This window comes from Pseudarthrobacter sp. NPDC080039 (genome assembly GCF_040702335.1).
Lineage (GTDB): Bacteria > Actinomycetota > Actinomycetes > Actinomycetales > Micrococcaceae > Arthrobacter > Arthrobacter enclensis_A.
Window position 1 is genome coordinate 97,938 of sequence record NZ_JBFBKY010000005.1, and the last position, 21,166, is coordinate 119,103.

Genomic DNA, 21,166 nt, shown 5'->3' on the forward strand with positions numbered 1-21,166 from the left:
TGGCCTCGGAAGCCTCCCCAAGAGAAAGACAGGGGTTAGACCTCTGCCACCGGCGCCGCGAACTGGGCCTCATACAGCCGCGCATAAGCCCCACCGGCGGCGAGCAGTGATGCATGGTTCCCCTGCTCCACGATCTGCCCGTTCTCCATCACCAGGATGAGGTCGGCGTCGCGGATCGTGGAAAGGCGGTGCGCGATCACAAAGGACGTCCGGTCGGATCGCAGGGCACTCATCGCTTTCTGCACCAGCACCTCCGTCCGGGTATCCACCGATGACGTCGCCTCATCGAGAATCAAAACAGACGGCTGGGCCAGGAACGCCCGGGCAATCGTCAGCAGCTGCTTCTCGCCAGCGGACACGTTGGACCCTTCATCGTCCAGCACGGTGTCGTACCCCTCGGGCAGGGACTTCACGAACCGGTCCACATACGTCGCCCGGGCAGCCTCCAACACATCCGAGGAGGAAGCAGTAGGCCGCCCGTACGCGATGTTGTCCCGGATGGTCCCGCCGAACAGCCACGTATCCTGCAGCACCATCCCCATACGCGAGCGCAGGTCGTGCCGGGTCATGGTGGTGATGTCCACGCCGTCCAGCGTGATCCGGCCGCCGTCCAGCTCGTAGAACCGCATCATCAGGTTCACCAGCGTGGTCTTGCCCGCCCCGGTGGGCCCGACAATGGCAACTGTCTGCCCCGGCTCCGCCACCAGGGACAACCCCGAAATCAGCGGCTTGTCTGGCGAGTACGAGAAGGACACATCCTCAAACACCAGCCGCCCCCGCCCTGCACCATCCGGGCTCTGCAACGCGGCACCCACAGGATCCGCGGACTGCTCCTCCGTATCCAGCAGCTCGAACACACGCTCGGCCGAGGCAACCCCGGACTGCAGCAGGTTCGCCATGGACCCCAACTGCGCCAGCGGCTGCGTGAACTGCCGCGAGTACTGGATGAACGCCTGCACATCGCCAAGCTGCATCGCCCCGGACGCCACCTGCAGGCCGCCCACCACGGCGATCCCCACGTACACCAGGTTCCCGATGAACGTCATGGCGGGCATGATCAGGCCGGAAATGAACTGTGCCCCGAAGCTCGCCTCATACAGCTCCGCGTTCTTCTGCCGGAACCGCTCCCCCACCTCGCGCTGCCGCCCGAAGACCTTCACCAGCGCGTGCCCGGTGTAGGTCTCCTCGATCTGCCCGTTCAGCTCCCCCGTGTTGGTCCACTGCTGCACGAACAGCTTTTGCGAGCGCTTGGCGATCAGCGTGGTGATCCCCAGGGTCAGCGGAATGGTCACCAGCGCGATCAGCGCCAGCGTGGGTGACAGGATGAACATCATCACCAGCACGCCCACCACGGTCAGCACCGACGTCACCGCCTGGCTGATGGACTGCTGAAGGCTTTGCGAGATGTTGTCCACGTCGTTGGTCACCCGGCTGAGCAGCTCGCCGCGCTGGATCGAATCGAAATACCGCAGCGGCAGGCGGTTGATCTTCGCCTCAATCTGCTCGCGCAGCCCGAACACCGTCCGCTGCACCACGCCGTTGAGCACATACGCCGTCCCCCACATGAACGCCGACCCCAGCACATACAGCACCAGCGCCCACGTCAGCACGCTGGCGAGCGCAGCAAAATCAATGCCCGCGCCCGGCGTCAGCGTCATGGCGCTGAGCATGTCCGCCTTCTGGTTATCCCCCGACGCCCGCAGCAGCGCAACCAGCTGTGCCTGCGTCATCCCCGGCGGCAACTGCTTGGACACCACGCCTGAGAAGATCAGGTTGGTGCCCTCGCCCAGCAGCCGCGGCCCGATCACCTGCAGCACCACGCCCGCCACGGCCATGAGCAGCACCAGCAGCAGCCAGAACCGTTCCGGCCGCAGCGTGGCCAGCAGGCGTTTGGCGGAGCCGCTGAAGTTCATCGCCTTCTCCGCGGGCACATTCATCCCGGCAAACGGGCCGCCGTGACCGGGGCCGCCGCGCGGCCTGGGGATGCGTACGACGGCGGCCTGGCCGGGTCCGGAGGCGCCCGTGGCTTTGGTGCCGCGCGGAGTGGGTCCGTGGCTCATACCGTCTCCTCCGCTGCCAGCTGGGACGAGACAATCTCGCGGTAGGTCCCGGATGTCTCCAGCAAATCATGGTGCGTTCCCTGCGCAACGATCCTGCCGTCGTCGAGCACCAGGATCTGGTCCGCATCAACGATGCTGGACACGCGCTGGGCGATGATCACCATGGTGGCTCCCGCAATGTTGCGCTTGAGCGCCTGGCGCAGCCGGGCGTCGGTGCCCGTATCCAGGGATGAAAACGAGTCGTCAAAGATGTAGAGCTCAGGCCGCTTCACCAGGGCCCGGGCGATGGCCAGCCGCTGCCGCTGCCCACCGGATACGTTGGTGCCGCCCTGCGAGATGGGCGCATCCAGCCCCTCCTCCATCAGTTCCACGAAGTCCCTGGCCTGGGCAATGTCCAGCGCGTCCCACAGTTCGTCCTCGGTGGCGTCCGGGTTTCCGTACAGCAGGTTGCTGCGAACGGTCCCGGAAAACAGGTAGGGCTTCTGCGGGACCAGGCCGATGTGTCCCCACAGGAGGTCCGGGTCCAGGTCCCTGACATCCACGCCGTCCATGAGCACCGCTCCGGAGGTGACGTCGAAGAGCCGCGGCATCAGGTTCACCAGGGTGGTCTTGCCGGAGCCGGTACTGCCGATGATCGCCGTGGTCTGCCCAGCACGCGCGGTGAAGCTGATCCCGGAAAGGACGGGCTGGTCGGCACCCGGGTAGGCGAATCCGACGTCGCGCATTTCCAACTCACCGCGCCGGACCGCACTGGTGACCGGCCGCTCGGGCGGCATGACACTGGAACTGGTCCCCAGCACCTCGCCGATGCGGTCCGCCGATACGGACGCACGCGGAATCATCACCGCCATGAACGTGGCCATCATGACCGACATCAGGATCTGCATCAGGTAGCTCAGGAATGCGATCAGGGTGCCCACCTGCATGGAGCCGTCCTCGATCCGGAACGCGCCGAACCAGATCACCGCCACGCTGGAAACGTTCAGGATCAGCATGACCGTGGGGAACATGAGGGCCATCAGGCGGCCTGCGCGGAGGGCAACGTCGGTGACGTCCGTGTTGGCGCCGGCGAACCGTTCAGTTTCCATGTCCTCGCGCACGAACGCCCGCACCACCCGGATGCCGGTGAGCTGCTCGCGCAGCACCCGGTTCACGGTGTCGATCCGGGCCTGCATCTTGCGGAACAGCGGCACCATCCGCGTGACAATCAGGCCGACGGCGATGAGCAGCACCGGGACGCACACGGCAATGAGCCAGGACAGTTGGGCGTCCTGCCGGATGGCCATAATCACCCCGCCAATGCTGAGCATGGGGGCCGCCACCATCAGCGTGGCCGACATCAGCACCAGCTGCTGCACCTGCTGCACATCGTTGGTGGAGCGGGTAATGAGGCTTGGCGCACCGAACCGGCTGACCTCCTGCTCGGAGAACTGCCCCACCCGCTCGAAGATGGCGCCGCGCAGGTCCCGGCCCAGCCCCATCGCCGCCTTGGCACCGAAGTACACGGCAACCACTGCACACACGATCTGCGCCAGCGTGATCAGCAGCATGACGCTGCCGGTCGACAGGATATAGCCGGTATCGCCCCGGGCAACGCCCTGGTCGATGATGTCGGCATTCATCGTGGGCAAGTACAGCGACGCGATGGACTGAGCCAGCTGGAAAACCACGACCGCGGCCAGCAGCGGCCGGTGCGGCCGCAGGTATTCGACAAGCAACTTCCAGAGCATGCGCAAAAGCCCTCACCCGACGGAGTGTCCACAAACGTGGTGCGAAGGTCAGTGTACGTCCGGGTACTGGGGTTTGACCGGGCGTTCTTCAGCTAATCATGCAGGTTCGCTGGAGGCGTACGGGGGTCCTGCGCTGTCGCCGGTCCATGGTCAAATAGGAGGGTTGCACCGGCTGCCCGAGTCCAACCGCGGCCTCGGCCCAACGGAAGGAATAAGCACATGACCGAACCCCAAGACCATCCCCCGGTCCCAGCCCCCGGGAGCGCGCAGGGCCTGGACCAGAAGGTTGAGGGCGGGTGCCCGGTGGCCCACGGCAGTGCCACCGCCCAAGGCAGTGAAAGTGAAAACCCTGCCATTGATACCCCGCAGCCCAAGGGCACGCGCCCCCGGACCCTCCAGGACTGGTGGCCGAACCAGCTGGACCTCTCGGTGCTGCACGCCCACGGCCAGGCCAGCAACCCGCTCGGCCCCTCCTTCAACTACCGTGAGGAATTCCAGAAGCTCGACGTCGAGGCCCTCAAGCGGGACATCACGGACGTCCTCACCACTTCCCAGGACTGGTGGCCGGCGGACTTCGGCCACTACGGCGGCCTGATGATCCGCATGAGCTGGCATGCGGCCGGCACCTACCGCGTCCATGACGGCCGTGGCGGGGCAGGCGACGGCGGCCAGCGGTTCGCGCCGCTGAACAGCTGGCCGGACAACGCCAACCTGGACAAGGCCCGGCGCCTGCTGTGGCCCGTCAAGCAGAAGTACGGCCAGAAAGTCTCCTGGGCAGACCTGCTGGTCCTCGCCGGGAACGTCGCCCTGGAGTCCATGGGCTTCAAGACCTTCGGCTTCGCCTTTGGCCGCGAGGACGTATGGGAGCCCGAAGAGATCTTCTGGGGTCCCGAGGACGCGTGGCTGGGCGACGAACGCTACGTTGGCGAAGGCCAGATGGCTGAAGACGTCGGCGCCACCGAGATGGGCCTGATCTACGTCAACCCTGAAGGCCCTAAGGGCAACCCGGACCCCGTGGCCGCTGCGGCGTTCATCCGCGAAACCTTCAAGCGGATGGCCATGAACGACGAGGAGACGTTCGCGTTGATCGCCGGCGGCCACACGTTCGGCAAAACGCACGGCGCCGGTCCGGCGGATGCACACGTAGGCCCCGAGCCGGAGGCCGCCAACCTCGAGGCGCAGGGACTGGGCTGGCTGAGCACCTACGGTTCCGGCAAGGCCGGCGACACCATCACCTCCGGCCTTGAGGTCACTTGGACGGACAAGCCGACGCAGTGGAGCAACCGCTTCCTGGAGATCCTGTTCGAGTACGAATGGGAACTGGTCAAGAGCCCCGGCGGGGCGCACCAGTGGGTTGCGAAGGACGCTCCGGAGATCATCCCGGACGCGCACGACCCCAACAAAAAGCACCGCCCCACCATGCTCACCACGGACCTGTCGCTGCGGTTCGACCCCACCTACGAGAAGATCGGACGCCGGTTCCTGGAGAACCCGGACGAGTTCGCCCTGGCATTCGCCAAGGCCTGGTACAAGCTGCTGCACCGGGACATGGGCCCCGTTGGCCCGCACATGCTGGGCCCGTGGGTTCCGGAAGCGCAGCTGTGGCAGGATCCCGTTCCCGCCGTCGACCATGAACTGATTGACGACCAGGACATCGCGTCCCTGAAGGACAGGCTGCTTGGCTCCGGGCTGACCATCCCGCAGCTCGCGGGAACGGCCTGGGCCTCGGCTGCCACATACCGTAAGACGGACCGCCGCGGCGGCGCCAACGGTGCGCGCATCCGGCTGGAGCCGCAGCGCAGTTGGGAGGCCCACGAACCGGACCAGCTGGACACCGTCCTGCCGGTGCTGGAGCGCATCCAGGAAGAGTTCAACTCGGCACAGACCGGCGGCAAGAAGGTCTCGCTGGCGGACCTGATTGTCCTTGGCGGCGCGGCTGCCGTGGAAAAGGCAGCGGCCGACGGCGGATTCCCCGTCACAGTGCCCTTCCGCCCGGGCCGCACGGACGCCTCGCAGGAACAAACCGATGTGGAGTCCTTTGGCTACCTGCAGCCGCGCGCCGACGGGTTCCGCAACTACGTGCGCCCCGGCGTGAAGTTGCAGCCGGAGACCCTGCTGCTGGACAAGGCATACATGCTGGACCTTTCTGCACCGGAGATGACGGCGCTCGTTGGCGGCATGCGCGCCCTGGGCACTAACGTGGGCGGCTCCGACCATGGCGTGCTGACTGACAAGCCACAGGTCCTGACGAACGATTTCTTCGTCAACCTGCTCTCGCCCGGCACCAAATGGAAGGCCTCCGGGTCCGGGGAGAACGTCTACGAGATCACTGACGTTGCCACCGGTGAACTGAAGTGGACGGCCACCCCGGTGGACCTGGTCTTCGGTTCCAATTCGCAGTTGCGGGCGCTTGCCGAGGTCTATGCCAGCGAGGACGCCAGGGAGAAGTTCGTCAACGACTTCGTGGCCGCCTGGACCAAGGTCATGGAGCTGGACCGCTTCGACCTGAACTGATGCCGGTCAACTGACTGAAGGGGTCCGGACTGGCTGCACGCGCAGCCGGTCCGGGCCCCTCTTACTGTTCGGCCGGCAGACTGATCGCAGCGGTGGTGCCGCCGCCCGGCGTCTCCTTCAGAGCCAGCTCTCCACCGTGGGCTTCGACGATCCGCCGCGAGATGGCCAGGCCCAGGCCGGAGCCGTGTCCGTCGCCCTTCCGGTGCAGCCGGACCAGCGGTTCCAGCACCCGCTGCCGGTCCTGCGGGGCAATTCCCTTGCCGTTGTCCTCCACCAGCAGCGTGGGTCCCTGGTAGTTGGCGATGCCGCTGATGCGCACCTTGAGGTCCCGGTCCGGGCTCCGGTAATTCACCGCATTCGCCACCAGGTTCTGCAGCAGGGTGCGCAGCTGGCCACGGTCCACGTGGAGCGTCATGTCGTCGCTGTCCAGGACGGCGCCGGGACCGAAGGACAGGCCGAGATCTTTGGCAACCTCTGCCGCCACGGTGTGGAGGGAAACCCACTGCCGCTGGATGCTGCCACCCATCCGGGAGTACGTCAGGACGTCCTCGAGCATGGCGAGCATCCGGTGGCCGCTGGCGCCGATGATCTGGAGATACTCCGCTGCCGGGTGGTCCCCATCCACTTCTTCTCCGGCCATCTCCACGTAGCCCAGCATGGTGGTAAGGGGCCCGCGCAGGTCGTGGCTGACGCGGCCGGCAAACTCTGCAAGCTTCGCGTTGCTTTCCCTGACCTCAGTAAGGGCGCGCTTCAGCTGCAGGGTACGCCGCTGGAGTTCCAGGAGCTGGACTGCCTGGCGGGCCAGGATCTCCAGCATGTCCAGCTGGTCCTTCGCAGGCGTCCCCGGCGAGTTCGAAAAGACGCACAGGGACCCCAGCACAAACCCCGACGACGTCTCCAGCGGCACCGACGCGTAGAACCGGACGGAGGCGATTTCCCCGGTCACGAACGGGTTCGATGCGAGGCGGGGGTCCAGCGATGCATCCGGGACAACAGTTGTCTTCCCTGATAGGAACACCTCTGAGCACATGGAGTCTTTTCGGGCGCAGACTGCGGCTTCAAAGCCGACGGCGGCCACCTGCTGTTGCTCGTCTTCGGTGACGACATTGATCACGCCGAAGGGGACTCCGCAGAGTTTAGCGGCCAGCTGGACCAGGTTCTGGAGGGGCTCCATCGACAGCGCCACGTCAACGCCGGGCTGCCGCCCCTCGCCGGCGGGAAGCGCCAAACCGTATTCCTGCAATAAGTCATCCCGGGCGGCTGAATCCCCGGGAGCTGCCGTTACCGAGTGAGTGGCCGCCACTGTTCGTCCCTTTCCAGACCGCAAAACGGGTCCTCGGGTGATGCTACAACCCGGGACCAATATCCCGGGAACCGATTCCCCCTGTCGGAGGCGAAAAGCCTGGGACCCCGCGGCGCCGGAGGGACGCCGCGAACGCACCGCTGGATTGATACTTTGGCCAAGTGATTACTGAACATGCCGTGCTACCGGTCATCCCGGGCCAGGAAGAGGAGTTCGAGGCAGCCTTCCATCAGGCCGGGACGATTATTGCTTCCATGCCCGGCTTCATATCGCTGTCTTTGTCCCGCTCAATCGAAAGCCCCAACACCTACCTGTTGTTGGTGGAGTGGGAGACGCTGGAAGACCACACCGTCGGTTTCCGCGGTTCCGCGGAATATCAGCAATGGCGGGACCTTCTCCACCGGTTCTACGAGCCCTTTCCCGAGGTTGGGCACTTCGATCCGGTTCTTCCCAGGAAACCGTGAATTGGGATTGGGAGAAGTCCCCGCGCGAGTCAGGCTCCAGCGCGGGGACTTCCAACGCTTCCTGCCGGGGAACTGACGTGGAAGCTACTAAGAAATTACCGGCCGGTAGGTAGGGGCTACACCCAAAACCAGCCTCTTGGGGCAATCTTGAGCCAACCTTGAGCAGCCGGGCCCCGTCATTTGATCGGCTTCAGTCGTCGTCGGCGCCTGCGGCTGCGTCCGGATCCTCTTCGGGCTCAAAGGTGTTGGGGGCGGCGCCATCAGAAATCCCTACGCCGTCCTTCCCGCCGGGGATCCCGCCGTCGGCGGCCCGCTGCTGCCTCAGGATGTAGCGCTGCAGCTTTCCTGACGGCGTCTTGGGCAGGTCCTGGACGAAATGGATGCGGCGCGGATAGGCGTGTGCGGCGAACTGCGTCTTGACCATGGCCTGGAGTTCGGCCACCAGGGCATCGCTGCCCGTGGTCCCGTCCGCCAGCACGACATAGGCTTCGAGGACTTCTCCGCGCAGTTCGTCGGGCGCGCCCACCACGGCGCTTTCCAGAACCGCCGGATGGGTGGACAAAACACTTTCCACATCGAACGGGCCAATCCGGTATCCGGCCATGATGATCACGTCGTCATCGCGGGAGGAGAAGTAGTAGTAGCCGTCCTGGTCCACCATGCCCGCGTCGCCGGTCAGGTACCACTTGCCGTCCGTGCTGAACCTTTCGGCCGTCTTCTCCGGCGCGTCCTGGTACCCCGTGAACCACATCATGGGGCTCCCCGCCACGTTGACGGCGACGCGCCCCAGTTCACCCGGCGCAGCGGGCTCGTCGGCGTTGTCCTTGAGGACCGCGCAACTCCACCCCGGCAGGGGCCGGCCCATGGAACCTGGCCTCAGCTCCGTCCGCACGTCGTCATGCCAGGCATTGATGATCATCATCCCGTGTTCGGTCTGTCCGTAGTGGTCCCGCACCGGAACGCCCAGCACCTCCCGGGCCCAGCCGATTACCTCCGGGGTCAGCGGTTCGCCGGCCGACGATGCACGGCGAAGGTGGAAAGGACCCGTCCCGGCGTCGGCTTTCGCCCGCATGGTGCGGTACACCGTCGGAGCTGCCGCGAAGTTGGTGACTGAAAAGGCCTCCAGCACCTTGAAGCTGAGTTCCGGGGAGAACCCCGGGCGCAGCAGGAGGTTCCGCCGTCCGGCCGCCATGGGCCCAAGGATCCCGTAGTACAGGCCGTACGCCCAGCCGGGGTCGGCGGCATTCCAGAAGACATCCTCTTCACTGACGTCCAGGCCCAGCCCGACGTACTGGCGGAAGGCGGCCAACGCCCTGACCGGCACCGGAACCCCCTTGGGGGCGCCTGTGGTTCCCGAAGTAAAGATCAGCACCAGGGCACCGTCACCTCCCACGGCTGCGGCTGCGATCCCGGGTTGCTGCCTGGCCAGGAGCGGCGTGAGCGCCAGGTCCGGTGGGGAGGCTTCGTCACCGGCAACCACCACAGCTGCCACGGTTTCCTGGATCTTCTCCCGCTGGTTGGCGTCAGTGATCACCACCTTGGCGCCGGACGCTGTGAGGCGGAGTTCGATGGCCGGCCACGCAAAGGCAGTGAACAGCGGCACGTGGACGGCCCCGCGCCGCCAGATGGCCAAAAGCATCACGACAAGGTCTGCCGATTTTCCCATCAGGGTGGCCACGGCGTCCCCGGGACCGACGCCAAGCTCTGCCAGGGCGGCGGCACCGCGTTCGGAGCGTTCCCGGAGCTCGCCGTAGGTAATGTCCTCCGCGGAAAGGTCGGCTTCAACCACGGTGAAGGCAACATCGCTGGGATTGTGGCTGTCGCACAGGAGCTCGTCCGCGCAGGCGTCCGGCGCACCGTAAATGGCGAGAAGGGCCTCGACGGCTGGAACCGGATGGGACATTCATTCTCCTTTGAACAACAGCACCTTGGAACACCGGCATGTGTAAACGCAGTGGAATCAACCTACTGCACTGGGATGGCCGTCACATGACGCGTCCTGCCGGCATGCGCCGACAGGTCACCCCTTGGCGCCAGGCGGCCGGATGATCCGTGCCGCTGACGGACGTGGTGGGCAGCGTGCGCGACGGCAGGCTCACGGCGCCGGCTGTCCCGGCATAAGGCCGTCAAGCGGAGAAATTGATGGGATCTTGAGGCAAACCTTGCCGTCCCTAGACGATGCAGGTCCACGCTGGAGCCATCGGAGAAAACCAGCTTGTGGGGGCAGGAAGTCATGGGAAGCAAGACAGCGGACAACGAAGTCACAGCCGTCGGCGGTGTGCTGACGGACCAACACCCGCTGGATTTCCATTCGTTGGGGCTCGCCGGGTGCATCGACCGGCTCACCGCGCCCCTCCGCGAGCGCGGGACCGTGGTCCGCTGGGACACCCCGCACTGGGGCATCGAGATCCCTTCGAACTCTGCATCCCTCCTGTACCAGTCCGCCCGGGAGGCGCTCAGCAACGCCTACAAGTACTCTGCCGCGCACACGCTCACCCTTCAGCTGGCGGCGGTTGACCACGGCATCCGCCTGGTAGTGTCCGACGACGGCACGGGCTTCGACAGCAACCTCGCCACCTGCGGGCGGCACCATGGGTATGGGTTGCGGCTGATGGCAGTGGCGGTGCATGAAGCGGGCGGCTCAGTCGCGGTCAGCTCGACCCCCGGCCAGGGCACCAGTGTCACGGTGACACTGCCACTGGACTGACAAAACCGGATTACCGGACTCGGATGCCCGCCGTTGCTGGGACGGCGGGCATCCATATGCCACTTGCGGGCAACCTAGCGGGAGAGCTTGGCGGAGTCCGGCTCCAGGTCACCGATGTGGCCAGGGGCGTTGGCGGCCAGGACCCGGGCCACGAACGCGGCGTACTCATCCATGTAGTGGCGCAGGAACTTGGCCGTGGACTCATCCTTCACGTCGCCGTCGTAGCCGAACACAGCGGGGTCGTACTTGACGTACGCCTCGGGGGCATTCAGCTGTGGCGCGTCGAGGAAGCTCAGGACTGCGCGCATGGAAGACTGCATGACCGCGGTGCCGATGCTGCCAGGGGACGCGCCGATGATGCCGGTGGGCTTGCAGGCAAAGGAGTTGGTTCCCCACGGACGGGAGCCCCAGTCGATGGCATTCTTCAAGGCACCGGGGATGGACCGGTTGTATTCGGGTGACACGAACAGAATCCCGTCAGCGGCCTCGATGGCGTCTTTGAGGGCGCGGCCCTCCGGCGGGAAGTCGGCGTCGTAGTCGTAGCTGTAGAGCGGGAGGTCCCTGATGGGGATCTCCGTGAATTCGAGTTCTTCGGGTGCGAGTGTGATCAGGGCCCGGGCCAGGACCCGGTTAATGGAGCCGGTGGCCAGGCTGCCCACGAAGTAGCCGATCTTGTACGTTGCCATGAGTGTTCCTTTCCAACAGCCGGCCTGCGCCGGCTGGCTGGGTTCGGTTGGAAACGGCGGGTGGTGCTCATTGCTCCACCAGTCCAGCACACACCGGTAAGTTCCGGCCAGGGTGCCGGGACACTCCCCACCCAGCCAAAGGAACGGGCCGTGACGACTCTGGAAACATGCCGGACCAGAAGGTACATTGGTAAGCATGCTGATGATTATGACCGAGTCATCAGCTCCCGGTGACACAGCAAAGGAGACGTTATGAGCACGAAGGTGGAAAAACGCATTCTGGTGAACGTACCGGTGAGCACGGCTTATAACCAGTGGACCCAGTTCGAGGACTTCCCGCACTTCATGGGCGGCGTCAAGAGCGTGACGCAGCTCAGCGACGACCGGCTGGAGTGGGTGGCCGAAATCGGCGGCGTCCGCCGGCAGTGGGAGGCCAGGATCCTTGAGCAGGTTCCGGACCGCAAGGTTGCCTGGGCAGCAACGGAAGGCGCCACCAACGCGGGCGCCGTGGAGTTCGAGGACGTGGGCGGCGGCCAGACCTCCCTGCAGCTGACGCTCGAATACGAGCCCGAAGGACTGATCGAGAAGGTGGGCGACAAGCTCAATGTGGTTGACCGGCAGGCCGAAGCCGACCTGCAGCGGTTCAAGGAATTCATTGAGGACGAGGGCTATGCCAGCGGCGCCTGGCGCGGTGCAGTCAACCCCGGCACCACGGTTGGCACCCCGGGCGTTGAGCATGCAGGCGCTTCCCGTGGCGATTCCGGCAAGGCCGGCGTTTCCGGGAAGGTAGCTGCCGGTGTGGGCATTGCAGCGGCTGCGGGTGCAGCGGCGGCAATGGCGTCCGGTGGCAACAAGGACAAAACCGGGACAGCAGACGTGACGGTTGCGGACACCACTCCGGCGGTTCGGGCGGAACCTGTGGTTCCAGCAGAGCCACTCACCACTGGCTCCACTGCGGGCGCAGCGGACGCGGGCACGGTGCCTGCAGCGGGCACGGGCACGACGGCGGCCGCCGGGTCCACCGGTTCAGTCGCCGATCTGGGTGATGACAGGATCGGTCACGCCTTCGACCAGACCAACGGCCTGGTGGACACCACAGGCGAGTCCGACGACACCGTGGCAGGCGAAAACCTGAGCGCCGGCGAACGGCGTGAAGACGACCGCAACACCGACGGCGGCCTCCCGCCTGTGGGCGGCAACCTCGGCGGGCACTAAGCACCAATCAGGAAACAAAGCGCCTGAACCATGAGCAAAGCGCCGGCCGCCTTCCCCCAAGGCGGCCGGCGCTTTGCTGTCCGGGGCAGCAAGGGCACCGGTTGGGCTACCGGATGCCGCGCAGTTTCACGCCCGCGGCGAGGGCTGCCAGGCTGATGACTGCGATGACCGCAAGGTAGTAACCGGGCGCCACGGCCTGGCCGGTCTGCTGCACCAGGTAGGCGGCGATCATGGGGGTAAACCCGCCGAAGGCAACCACCGCGGTGTTGTAGCTGAAGGACAGACCGGTGGCGCGGGCGCGGGGATCGAAGGAATCGGACATGACGGAGGGCAGCGCCCCGAAGTAGGCCGCCTTGAGCAGCCCCAGGACGGCCATCACCAGGGCAAGCACCAGGAACGAGTGGGCGCTGATCACCCACAGGAACAACGGGACCACCGCGACCAGCAGCACGATCACGGTGGGCACCATGATGGCCATCCGGCCGAACTTGTCGGAAAGGTGGCCCACCACCGGAGTTCCAAATGTCAGGATGACCCCGGTAATGATCAGCGACGTGAAGGAGATGCCCGGCTCGAGTCCGAGTTGCTTGATGGCGAAGGTGGGCATGTACTGCAGGATGAAGTTCAGTGCGGTGGAAACGGCAAGGGCGCCGGCGGCGATCAGCATTCCCGCCTTCTGGGTGGCGAACACCTCGCGGATGGGGGAATGCCTGGCGTCCCCCGGCTTATCCGGCAGCGGGACCTCCTTCATCTCCTTGCGGATCAGGAACCCGGCCGGACCCACCAGCAGCCCGAACAGGAATGGAATCCGCCAGCCCCAGTCAGTCATCTGGGCGTCAGTGAGGACCGTGGTGAGGATGGCCACGAGGATCGCCGCGAGCAGGCTGCCCAGGCCTTGGCTGGCGAACTGGAAACTGCCCAGGAACCCTTTCCGCTTGCCGTTTTGGGCAATGAGGTAGGCGGTGGCAGCGCCGAACTCGCCGCCGGCCGAAAAGCCCTGGATGAGGCGTGCCAGGACAATTCCGAGCGGGGCCATGATTCCGATGCTGTCGTAGCCCGGCATGAAGGCCAAGAGCGCGGTGCCCAGGACCATGAGCCGGATGGTGACGGTGAGGCCCTTCTTCAGCCCGTTCCGGTCAGCGTACGAGCCCCGGATCAGCCCTCCGAGTGGCCGGATGAGGTAGGAGACGCCAAACACGGCAAAGGCCTGGATAAGTTCGACGCCCGGATCGTGGTTTGGAAAGAAGTTCCGGCCGATGTAGATGGCCAGGAGCGCGTAAATGGCGACATCGAACCATTCGAGGGCGTTGCCGATGGTGGCGGCGACGATTCCCCGGGCAGCGGACTGCGCGCCTTCAGCACGGCCGGGAGCGGACTGGTGTTCTTGCTGCGGAATGGTCATGGGGACTCCAAGGGGATCAGGAAGCAGAGCTGGTGGATGCAGCGGCGCCGGCAAGGCCGCCGGCCGTTGGTGTTGCGGTGGTGGCGAGGTCGAAGAAGAGGCCAGCCGCGATCTGGAGCCCCTCCCGCGCCACCGATGTGAGGAGGTGTTCATCCGGGGCGTGCTGCTGGCACCCGGGATGGGAATGCGGAACCCACAAGGTAGGCAGGTTGAGGACTTCGGCGAAGACAAAGCTCGGCAATGAACCGCCAATGTTCGGCAGCAGCACCGGCGTCCTGCCCGTGGTGGCTTCCAGGGAGGCCAGGGCCCATGCAACCCAGGGGCTGCCGGGATCCAGCCGGCTGGCGGGGAAGGATTGGCCCACTTCAACATCCACCATGCTGAACCCGGCGGTGTCGAGGTGGCGGCGGACGGCAGGCTCCACTCTTGCAGTGTCTGTTCCCGGGACGAACCGGAGTTGGAGGCTGGCACTGGCCGAGCCGGGAATGGCATTGACTGGCTTGGCGGGGTTCCCAGCACCCAGGGCGAGGACCTCCAGGGTGTTCCAGGCGTACAGCCGCTCGGCGGGGCTTAGGGAACTGTCACCCCACGTGGGGTCGGAGGCGGGATCACCCGCGTTGGGGACCATGTCGATGACTTCCAGCGCGGCGGCAACGGTATCCGGGATTCCAGCGGGCAGCAGCTCCGGGAGCCTGATGATTCCATGGCCATCCACCAGGGAGGCCACGGCCGCGGCCACCGTGGTGGCCGGATTGCGCAGGAGCCCGCCCCAGTTTCCGGAGTGGTAGGAACTGCTGCGGAGGTCTGCCGTGAGATGAAGGGTGATTCCGCCGCGGGCCCCCAGGAACACGGTGGGACTGTCCGCGGCCAGGCGGGGTCCGTCTGAACCGATGAAGACGTCCGCCTGCAGGGAATCATGGTGCTCCCGCGCAAAATCCGCCAGGTCGGGGGACCCAATCTCCTCTGCGCCCTCCAATAGGAACACCAGGTTGAAGCCCAGGTTTCCGCGCTGTTCCAGGAGCAGCCGGAGCGCCACCATGTTGATCCAGTGCTGGCCCTTGTTGTCGGCAGAACCACGGCCGTACCAGCGGTCCCCCTCGTCGCTCAACGTCCAGGGGTCCCTGCCCCTGGACCAGGCAGCAGCCTGGCCGTCCACCACGTCCGCGTGTCCATAGCAAAGAACCGTTGGCAGCTCAGGTCCCTCCTGCCGGGTGGCCACCAGGAAGGAATTGTTGCCGCCCCGCCAGGAGTCGAACCGCTCTACCGAGCAGCCCAGGGAAGCAAACGCCGGCTCAATCACCTCATCAAGGTATGACTTCAGTGCAACGCGACCCTCCGGCGTCGAGCTTTCGGAAGGGTAGGACACAATCCTTTCGAGGTCCGCCTTGAAGCGGCCGGAGTCCACGTAATCTCCTGCCGCCGCCGTCAACTGCTCGCGTTGGTGCATTGAATCCCGCCCTTTCCCGTTGAAACGTGAGTTCAAAACTAGGGCCAGCGCGACAAAACGACCAGTATCATTTTGTTGACAAGCTTTGATTTCAGTGCAAACCAGTGGGAGGAGGCCCTGTGGTGAACATGCTCACTCCGGCGCTGCTGTACTTCCACGCTGTCGCGCAGGAGGGCACCCTCACCGAGGCGGCGGAGAAGCTTCACGTCTCGGCGTCCGCCATCAGCAGGCAGATCAACAAACTCGAGTCCTCGCTGGGTACGCCATTGTTCAACCGGCACGCGCGCGGAGTGGAGCTGACCGAAGCCGGCAGGCTCCTGCTCGCCTATGTGCGCCGGGCCGAGGCGGAAGGAGCCGCGGTCCGCGAGGAACTGCTGGTGTCCATGCAGCGGAAGACCCGGACGCTTCGCGTGGCCTGCGCCGAAGGGTTCGCACGGGTCTGGGTTCCTGCAGCCATCGCCAACTTCAGCCGGCAGCATGACGACGTGGAATTCCACCTGGACGTGGTGTCCTCTTCCGAGGGAACCAGGCGGGTTGCCGAGGGCGAGGCGGACGTCGCCGCAGTGTTTTCGTTGGGCCCCCAGTCCAGGGTGACTGTGGAACACTCCATGCCCACCCCCGTCGCCTTCGCCCTGGTGGCACCGGGCCATCCGCTGGCCGCCCAGCCCCGCGCCACCCTGCAGGACCTGTGCCGCTACAAACTGGCCATCACGGCCCCGGGCTCCAGCCAGCGCGAGCTCCTGGACCTGGCCATGCAGATTGAAGGCCTTACTCCGTCCATCACCCTGCAAAGCGACCACATCAACCCGGTGATCCAGTTCGCCCGCTCGGGCGTGGGGGTTTCCCTGGTCAGCGGACTTTCCCTGGACCGCCGGGACCGCGAGGACCTGGTGGCCGTCAACATCGACCACCCGGTGCTGCGCCAGCGGCAGGGCCAGGTCCAGACCATGACCGGCCGCACCCAGCCTGCCATCCTTACCGCCTTCGTGGACGCCCTCATCGACGCCTTGGAATTGTTCGCCTGAACAGCACCCGCTACTTGCGCGTCGCCGCCTGGAGCAGCGGCAGAGTGCGGGTGGGCATCACTTCCACCAGGGACATGGCGGTGCTGGTACGGACGACGCCGTCAATCGCCAGCATTGCGTTGGTGACGCGGTGGAGGTCGGCTGGGTCCTTGGCGGCCACCTTGGCGAGCAGGTCGGCATCTCCTGTGGTGGCGTGCATCTCGATGATCTCCGGGATGTTCTGCAGCGCGGCAACGGCCTTGTCGCTGACCGACTGGCTGATGGAAATCGAGATGAAGGCGATGAGGGGCAGGCCCAGCGCCTCCGTCCGCACGCGCTGGCTGAAGGGAGCAAGGCTGCCATCGTTGGCCAGGCGGCGGAGCCGGGCGTGGACGGTATTGCGGGCAACTCCCAGCGTCCTCGAGAGGGACAGCACCGTTGCCTGCGGGTCCCGGTCGAGTGTGAGGAGGATCTCTGCGTCAAGAGCATCAATGAGGTGCATAGTGAGCATTTTGCCACTATCGATGCTTCAGGGAAGCGGATCTGTCCTGCCGGATACGGCTCTGTTGCGCAGGTGTCCTGCACCCCCGCACCATGCTGTCCATGACAAGCACCCTTCCGGAAGCCGCGGCCCCCGAGGTCCGCGCCGCCGTCGCCCAACTCCCTGCTTACGTGGCCGGCAAGAGCGCCCAGTCTGACCTGACGGCAGCCCTTGCCTCGAACGAAAGCCACTTTCCGCCCCTGCCCTCGGTCCTTGAAGCGATGTCTGCCCAGGCGGGCCGAATCCACCGGTACCCCAGCATGGGCGCGGTGGAGGCCCGGGATGCCATTGCCGGACATTTCGGTGTCACTGCCGACGAAGTAGCCTGCGGCCCGGGAAGCTCGGGCGTGCTGCAGCAGATCATTTCCGCCGTCTGCGGGCACGGTGACGAAGTGGTGTACGCCTGGCGGTCCTTCGAGGCCTACCCCATCCTGGTGGCCGTGGCGGGTGCCGTGTCCGTCCCCGTGCCGCTGCTGGCCACCGAGCACCACGACCTGGACGCCATGGCAGCAGCCATCACCGACCGGACCCGCTTGGTAATCCTCTGCTCGCCCAACAACCCCACGGGCGTGTCCATCAGCCCCGAGGCCCTGGAGGAGTTTCTCCGCTCGGTGCCGCCGCGGGTGCTGGTGGTGCTGGACGAGGCCTACATCGAGTTCCAGCGCGGCCGCGGCGTCGACTCCATGGACTTCTACCGCCGGTACCCCAACCTCTGCATCCTGAGGACCTTCTCTAAGGCGTACGGGCTGGCGGGGCTGCGGATCGGCTACGCCATCGCGCACCCCGATATTGCCGAAGGCCTGCGCCGGACCGCCGTCCCCTTCGGCGTGAACCGGATGGCCCAGGCCGCCGCGGTCGCTTCGCTGGCGGCCGGTGAGGAAATCCTCGAGCGGACCGAGACGGTGGCCCGGGAACGCCGCCGGGTTATCCAGGCCCTCCGCGGCTACGGCTGGGACACCCCGGACAGCCAGGCCAACTTCTACTGGATCCGGGCCTCCGACGAGCTGCGCGTGCAACTCCTGGACGCACTGTCCGGGGCCGACATCCTGGCGCGCGGCTATGCCGTGGACGGCGTCCGCATCACCCTCGCCGACGCCACCACCAACGATCGGGTCCTTGCCGTCCTGGCCGACCGCGGCCGGTTCGTGCCGGAAGGGGGTGCAGCCGAGTGAGCACCTCCACGGAAGCTCCCTACGTTTCCACTGCTGCGCCGGCCGCGCACGTGGAAGAGCCGACGGCGGGACCTTCCGCGCCGCCGTCGGCAGCCCGCCATTCCGTGGTTGAGGACGTCCTGGGCATCCTCACCGGCACCTTCGCGGCGTCGCTGGGGCTGTTCCTGCTCAAGTCGAGCGGAGCGGTGACGGGCGGGACAGCCGGACTCGCGCTGCTGCTCAGCTATTCCGTGGCACTTCCGTTCGGCGTCATCTTTTTCGCAGTGAACCTCCCGTTCTTCGGCCTGGCGGTCTGGAAGAAGGGCTGGAACTTCGCCCTCCGCACGGGCGGTGCCATCGCCCTTGTCTCGCTGATGGCCAGCCTGCACCCGGCTGCTCTGGGGTCGCTGCACCTTAACCCCGTCTACGGCGTGCTCGGCGGAAACCTGCTGGCCGGCGTCGGACTCCTGATCCTGTTCCGGCACAAATCCAGCCTGGGTGGTTTCAACATCCTGGCCCTGCTGCTGCAGGAGAAACTGGGGTGGCGGGCAGGATATGTGCAGATGGTGCTGGACCTGGCCATTGTCCTGGCATCACTCGTCCTCGTGTCTCCGTTGATGGTTTTGCTGTCCGCTGCCGGCGCCACCCTCCTGAACCTGGTCCTCGCCCTGAACCACCGGCCGGGCCGCTACCTGGGAAAGTAGGCACGCATCCTGCCTTTTATTCCTGGCAGCCGCGTGAAATATCTGTGCAGGGGCGGGTGTTGCCGCCCGTATGACAACAATCGGAATCATTGGCGCAGGACGTATTGGAAGCCAGGTTGCACGGAAGGCGGTGCAGTTGGGCTACGACGTGGTCATCAGCAACTCACGCGGCCCCGAGACCCTCCAGGACCTGGTGGCAGAGCTTGGCCCGACGGCCCGGGCAGCAACGGCAGCCGAGGCAGCAACTGCCGGCGACTTCGCCGTGGTCACGGTGCCGCTGAAGAACTACAAGGACGTCCCTGTGGAGCCACTGGCAGGCAAGGTTGTGATCGACACGAACAACTACTACTGGGAACGGGACGGCAGGATCCCCGCCCTCGACAATGGCGAAACCACCACCTCCGGGATGCTGCAGGAACACCTTCCGCAGTCAAAGGTAGCCAAGGGCTTCAACCACATCATGGCCAAGGACATCACCACTGACGGGGAGCCCGCCGGCACGGAAGGCCGCCGTGCCCTGGCCACCGCCAGCGACTACCCGGAAGCCGCCGAACTGGTCACCCGCCTCTACGACGAATTCGGCTTCGACACGGTCAACGTCGGCCCGCTCTCGGAGAGCTGGCGCGTGGAACGGGACCGCCCTGCCTATGTGGCCCGGCAAACCGCCGCGCAGCTGAAGGACAACCTGGCCAAGGCACAGCGGACCATCTAACGCGGCGTACCGTCCAGTACCCCGCCATACCCAAGGGGGACATCCCGCGGAACCGGCCGGCAGTTCATAACTGCCGGCCGGTTCCGTGTTACGGGACTGCTTCCAGGCGTTACTTTCAGGCAGGTGGAGGACCTGCGAAGGCATGGGGGTAGCCAATCTGCTTACAATCGAAACCTCTGACCACTACCGAGGGACCCATGAAGAAATTCGCCACAGCCCTGTTTGCCGCCGGCCTCGTTGCCTCTGCCACGGCCTGCACAGCCACACACCAACTGACCACCGCCGAAACGTGCGAGCGGATCCAGGCCGTCGTGTCGAACCCCGCCAACAACGCCGGCAAGACGGGCATGAACAACCTCGCCAACCAGATCCGGCCCATCCACGCGGTGGCCTCGGACGACCTCAAGCCCGCCCTTGCCCAGATCCTGGCGTACACGGACGAGCAGGCCAAGGAAAACCCGGACAAGGACAAGCTGGCCGATCTCCAGTCCGGCTACCAGCAAGCCGGCAGCACCTACACCAAGTTCTGCGGCCAGGCCGGCGGCCAGTAGTCAGCTGATCCAGCCCGGGCGTCCTGTTCGCCCGGGCTGCGTCAAAGCGTGGCCGGGTCCGTATTGGCACCGCAGAGGATGACGGCAACCCGCTCGGCCCCTGAGGGTACGTAAGCTCCGGCGGTCAACGCAGCGTAGGCCGCCGCAGCGCCGTGCTCCACCACTATCCTGTAGTCGTTCCAGAGTGCCGAGCGTGCCGCAATGATGTCCGCGTCGCTGACCAGGACGCTTTCGACGCCGCAGCGGACCGCGACCGCGAAGCCGATGTCGCCGACGCGGCGGGCACCCAGGGAGTCTGCGGCGACGCCGGACACGGCCACATCCACGGGTTTCCCGGCTGCGAGGGCGGCATGCAGGGTAGGTGCCGTCGCAGGTTCCACGGCCACCACTTTTGCTGATCCTTCGACGCCGGCAGCCACTCCCGCCATCAGGCCGCCTCCACCCACGGCCACCAGGACGGTATCCACGTCCGGCACCTGTTCCAGCAGCTCGAGGCCGACGGTTCCGGCGCCGGCGGCGATTTCCGGCTGGTCATAGGCGTGGCAGTAGACGGCGCCGGTTTCTTCTGCATGAGCCACCGCGGCCTCGTAGGCTGCCGCATATTCCGCCCCGCCCTGGACCACCGTGGCGCCGATGGCCTTCAGTTTGGCCACTTTGACGGCAGGCGCGGCCTGGGGGACGAACACGGTAGCGGGCACGCCAAGCTGCCTGGCCGCATACGCGTTGGCCAGCCCGGCGTTACCGCCGGACGCCACCACTATGCCGACCCCTGCCTGCAGTTCCCCGCGTTCCTTACTGGCGAGGATGCGGTTCAGGGCGCCCCGGGCCTTGAAGGTCCCGGTGTGCTGCATGAACTCGCATTTGAACCATACGGAGCCGGGGAAGGCATCCGTGTCCGCCGCCATGACGGGCGTCCTGCGGATGAGGCCTGCTGTGCGGCGCGCGGCCTGGTCAATATCAGCCCGGAAGATCATC

Annotated in this window: 18 protein-coding genes; 9 read left to right on the top strand and 9 right to left on the bottom strand. The window is 65.9% G+C overall.

Features of this window, described 5'->3' with window-relative positions; translation table 11 throughout:
• Nucleotides 1–35 precede the first annotated feature (35 nt).
• Nucleotides 36–2,060 carry an ABC transporter ATP-binding protein gene (locus AB0313_RS08030; protein WP_366304737.1) on the bottom strand — a complete coding sequence of 675 codons (2,025 nt, stop codon included), beginning with the start codon at nucleotides 2,058–2,060 and terminating at the stop codon, nucleotides 36–38.
• Complete coding sequence (locus AB0313_RS08035) at nucleotides 2,057–3,790, bottom strand: ABC transporter ATP-binding protein (RefSeq protein WP_366304739.1); 1,734 nt, start codon at nucleotides 3,788–3,790, stop codon at nucleotides 2,057–2,059. The genes AB0313_RS08030 and AB0313_RS08035 overlap by 4 nt, the downstream gene beginning before the upstream one ends.
• A 219-nt stretch (nucleotides 3,791–4,009) precedes the next feature.
• Between AB0313_RS08035 and katG the strand changes: the two genes are divergently transcribed.
• On the top strand, nucleotides 4,010–6,304 hold the full coding sequence (katG, locus tag AB0313_RS08040; RefSeq protein ID WP_366304741.1) for a catalase/peroxidase HPI: 2,295 nt from the start codon (nucleotides 4,010–4,012) through the stop codon (nucleotides 6,302–6,304).
• Between the two features lie 61 nt (nucleotides 6,305–6,365).
• Here the strand turns inward: katG and AB0313_RS08045 are convergent, their stop codons facing one another.
• Nucleotides 6,366–7,478, bottom strand: coding sequence for a GAF domain-containing sensor histidine kinase (locus AB0313_RS08045; protein ID WP_366304925.1), 1,113 nt, complete (start codon nucleotides 7,476–7,478; stop codon nucleotides 6,366–6,368).
• 290 nt (nucleotides 7,479–7,768) lie between these two features.
• Between AB0313_RS08045 and AB0313_RS08050 the strand changes: the two genes are divergently transcribed.
• The gene (locus tag AB0313_RS08050) at nucleotides 7,769–8,071 is read left to right on the top strand and encodes an antibiotic biosynthesis monooxygenase (protein WP_366304743.1); all 303 of its coding nucleotides are present in this window, start codon (nucleotides 7,769–7,771) and stop codon (nucleotides 8,069–8,071) included.
• Between the two features lie 190 nt (nucleotides 8,072–8,261).
• Here the strand turns inward: AB0313_RS08050 and AB0313_RS08055 are convergent, their stop codons facing one another.
• On the bottom strand, nucleotides 8,262–9,974 hold the full coding sequence (locus AB0313_RS08055; protein WP_366304745.1) for an AMP-binding protein: 1,713 nt from the start codon (nucleotides 9,972–9,974) through the stop codon (nucleotides 8,262–8,264).
• A 330-nt stretch (nucleotides 9,975–10,304) separates the two neighbouring features.
• Between AB0313_RS08055 and AB0313_RS08060 the strand changes: the two genes are divergently transcribed.
• The gene (locus tag AB0313_RS08060) at nucleotides 10,305–10,778 is read left to right on the top strand and encodes an ATP-binding protein (protein WP_141945699.1); all 474 of its coding nucleotides are present in this window, start codon (nucleotides 10,305–10,307) and stop codon (nucleotides 10,776–10,778) included.
• Between the two features lie 74 nt (nucleotides 10,779–10,852).
• On the opposite strand, the gene AB0313_RS08065 is transcribed toward AB0313_RS08060, so the two are convergent.
• Nucleotides 10,853–11,464: an NADPH-dependent FMN reductase gene (locus AB0313_RS08065; RefSeq protein WP_366304748.1), complete on the bottom strand. Its 612-nt coding sequence runs from the start codon at nucleotides 11,462–11,464 to the stop codon at nucleotides 10,853–10,855.
• Between the two features lie 252 nt (nucleotides 11,465–11,716).
• On the opposite strand from AB0313_RS08065, the gene AB0313_RS08070 reads away from it, so the two are divergent.
• Nucleotides 11,717–12,679: an SRPBCC family protein gene (locus AB0313_RS08070; RefSeq protein ID WP_307304032.1), complete on the top strand. Its 963-nt coding sequence runs from the start codon at nucleotides 11,717–11,719 to the stop codon at nucleotides 12,677–12,679.
• A 106-nt stretch (nucleotides 12,680–12,785) separates the two neighbouring features.
• Here AB0313_RS08070 and AB0313_RS08075 read toward each other — a convergent pair whose 3' ends face one another.
• Nucleotides 12,786–14,081 (bottom strand): MFS transporter, encoded by a 1,296-nt coding sequence (locus AB0313_RS08075; protein WP_366304750.1) that lies wholly within the window; start codon nucleotides 14,079–14,081, stop codon nucleotides 12,786–12,788.
• A 16-nt stretch (nucleotides 14,082–14,097) separates the two neighbouring features.
• The gene (locus AB0313_RS08080) at nucleotides 14,098–15,528 is read right to left on the bottom strand and encodes a M20 family metallopeptidase (protein ID WP_366304752.1); all 1,431 of its coding nucleotides are present in this window, start codon (nucleotides 15,526–15,528) and stop codon (nucleotides 14,098–14,100) included.
• 128 nt (nucleotides 15,529–15,656) lie between these two features.
• On the opposite strand from AB0313_RS08080, the gene AB0313_RS08085 reads away from it, so the two are divergent.
• Nucleotides 15,657–16,553: a LysR family transcriptional regulator gene (locus tag AB0313_RS08085; RefSeq protein ID WP_366304927.1), complete on the top strand. Its 897-nt coding sequence runs from the start codon at nucleotides 15,657–15,659 to the stop codon at nucleotides 16,551–16,553.
• Nucleotides 16,554–16,563: 10 nt separating this feature from the next.
• Here the strand turns inward: AB0313_RS08085 and AB0313_RS08090 are convergent, their stop codons facing one another.
• Nucleotides 16,564–17,043, bottom strand: a complete 480-nt coding sequence (locus AB0313_RS08090; protein WP_307304027.1) for an Lrp/AsnC family transcriptional regulator — start codon at nucleotides 17,041–17,043, stop codon at nucleotides 16,564–16,566.
• A gap of 83 nt (nucleotides 17,044–17,126) precedes the next feature.
• Here AB0313_RS08090 and AB0313_RS08095 point away from each other — a divergent pair, with 83 nt between their 5' ends.
• From AB0313_RS08095 to AB0313_RS08110, 4 genes are all read left to right on the top strand, one after another.
• The gene (locus AB0313_RS08095) at nucleotides 17,127–18,245 is read left to right on the top strand and encodes a histidinol-phosphate transaminase (RefSeq protein WP_366304755.1); all 1,119 of its coding nucleotides are present in this window, start codon (nucleotides 17,127–17,129) and stop codon (nucleotides 18,243–18,245) included.
• 50 nt (nucleotides 18,246–18,295) lie between these two features.
• The gene (locus tag AB0313_RS08100) at nucleotides 18,296–18,928 is read left to right on the top strand and encodes a YitT family protein (protein ID WP_141946750.1); all 633 of its coding nucleotides are present in this window, start codon (nucleotides 18,296–18,298) and stop codon (nucleotides 18,926–18,928) included.
• 70 nt (nucleotides 18,929–18,998) lie between these two features.
• Nucleotides 18,999–19,640 carry an NAD(P)-binding domain-containing protein gene (locus AB0313_RS08105; protein WP_307304024.1) on the top strand — a complete coding sequence of 214 codons (642 nt, stop codon included), beginning with the start codon at nucleotides 18,999–19,001 and terminating at the stop codon, nucleotides 19,638–19,640.
• Nucleotides 19,641–19,837: 197 nt separating this feature from the next.
• Nucleotides 19,838–20,191, top strand: coding sequence for a hypothetical protein (locus tag AB0313_RS08110; protein WP_307304022.1), 354 nt, complete (start codon nucleotides 19,838–19,840; stop codon nucleotides 20,189–20,191).
• A gap of 41 nt (nucleotides 20,192–20,232) precedes the next feature.
• Here AB0313_RS08110 and AB0313_RS08115 read toward each other — a convergent pair whose 3' ends face one another.
• A complete protein-coding gene (locus AB0313_RS08115) occupies nucleotides 20,233–21,165 on the bottom strand; it encodes a threonine/serine dehydratase (RefSeq protein WP_366304757.1) in 933 nt (310 codons plus the stop codon).
• Between the last annotated feature and the right edge of the window lies 1 nt (nucleotide 21,166).

Excerpts from the sequence above, each read along its gene's own strand:
- AB0313_RS08030 (WP_366304737.1), bottom strand. The coding sequence starts at position 2,060 with ATGAGCCACGGACCCACTCCGCGCGGCACCAAAGCCACGGGCGCCTCC.
- AB0313_RS08035 (WP_366304739.1), bottom strand. The coding sequence starts at position 3,790 with ATGCTCTGGAAGTTGCTTGTCGAATACCTGCGGCCGCACCGGCCGCTG.
- katG (WP_366304741.1), top strand. The coding sequence starts at position 4,010 with ATGACCGAACCCCAAGACCATCCCCCGGTCCCAGCCCCCGGGAGCGCG.
- AB0313_RS08045 (WP_366304925.1), bottom strand. The coding sequence starts at position 7,478 with ATGGAGCCCCTCCAGAACCTGGTCCAGCTGGCCGCTAAACTCTGCGGA.
- AB0313_RS08055 (WP_366304745.1), bottom strand. The coding sequence starts at position 9,974 with ATGTCCCATCCGGTTCCAGCCGTCGAGGCCCTTCTCGCCATTTACGGT.
- AB0313_RS08060 (WP_141945699.1), top strand. The coding sequence starts at position 10,305 with ATGGGAAGCAAGACAGCGGACAACGAAGTCACAGCCGTCGGCGGTGTG.
- AB0313_RS08065 (WP_366304748.1), bottom strand. The coding sequence starts at position 11,464 with ATGGCAACGTACAAGATCGGCTACTTCGTGGGCAGCCTGGCCACCGGC.
- AB0313_RS08070 (WP_307304032.1), top strand. The coding sequence starts at position 11,717 with ATGAGCACGAAGGTGGAAAAACGCATTCTGGTGAACGTACCGGTGAGC.
- AB0313_RS08075 (WP_366304750.1), bottom strand. The coding sequence starts at position 14,081 with ATGACCATTCCGCAGCAAGAACACCAGTCCGCTCCCGGCCGTGCTGAA.
- AB0313_RS08080 (WP_366304752.1), bottom strand. The coding sequence starts at position 15,528 with ATGCACCAACGCGAGCAGTTGACGGCGGCGGCAGGAGATTACGTGGAC.
- AB0313_RS08085 (WP_366304927.1), top strand. The coding sequence starts at position 15,657 with ATGCTCACTCCGGCGCTGCTGTACTTCCACGCTGTCGCGCAGGAGGGC.
- AB0313_RS08090 (WP_307304027.1), bottom strand. The coding sequence starts at position 17,043 with ATGCTCACTATGCACCTCATTGATGCTCTTGACGCAGAGATCCTCCTC.
- AB0313_RS08095 (WP_366304755.1), top strand. The coding sequence starts at position 17,127 with ATGCTGTCCATGACAAGCACCCTTCCGGAAGCCGCGGCCCCCGAGGTC.
- AB0313_RS08105 (WP_307304024.1), top strand. The coding sequence starts at position 18,999 with ATGACAACAATCGGAATCATTGGCGCAGGACGTATTGGAAGCCAGGTT.
- AB0313_RS08110 (WP_307304022.1), top strand. The coding sequence starts at position 19,838 with ATGAAGAAATTCGCCACAGCCCTGTTTGCCGCCGGCCTCGTTGCCTCT.
- AB0313_RS08115 (WP_366304757.1), bottom strand. The coding sequence starts at position 21,165 with ATGATCTTCCGGGCTGATATTGACCAGGCCGCGCGCCGCACAGCAGGC.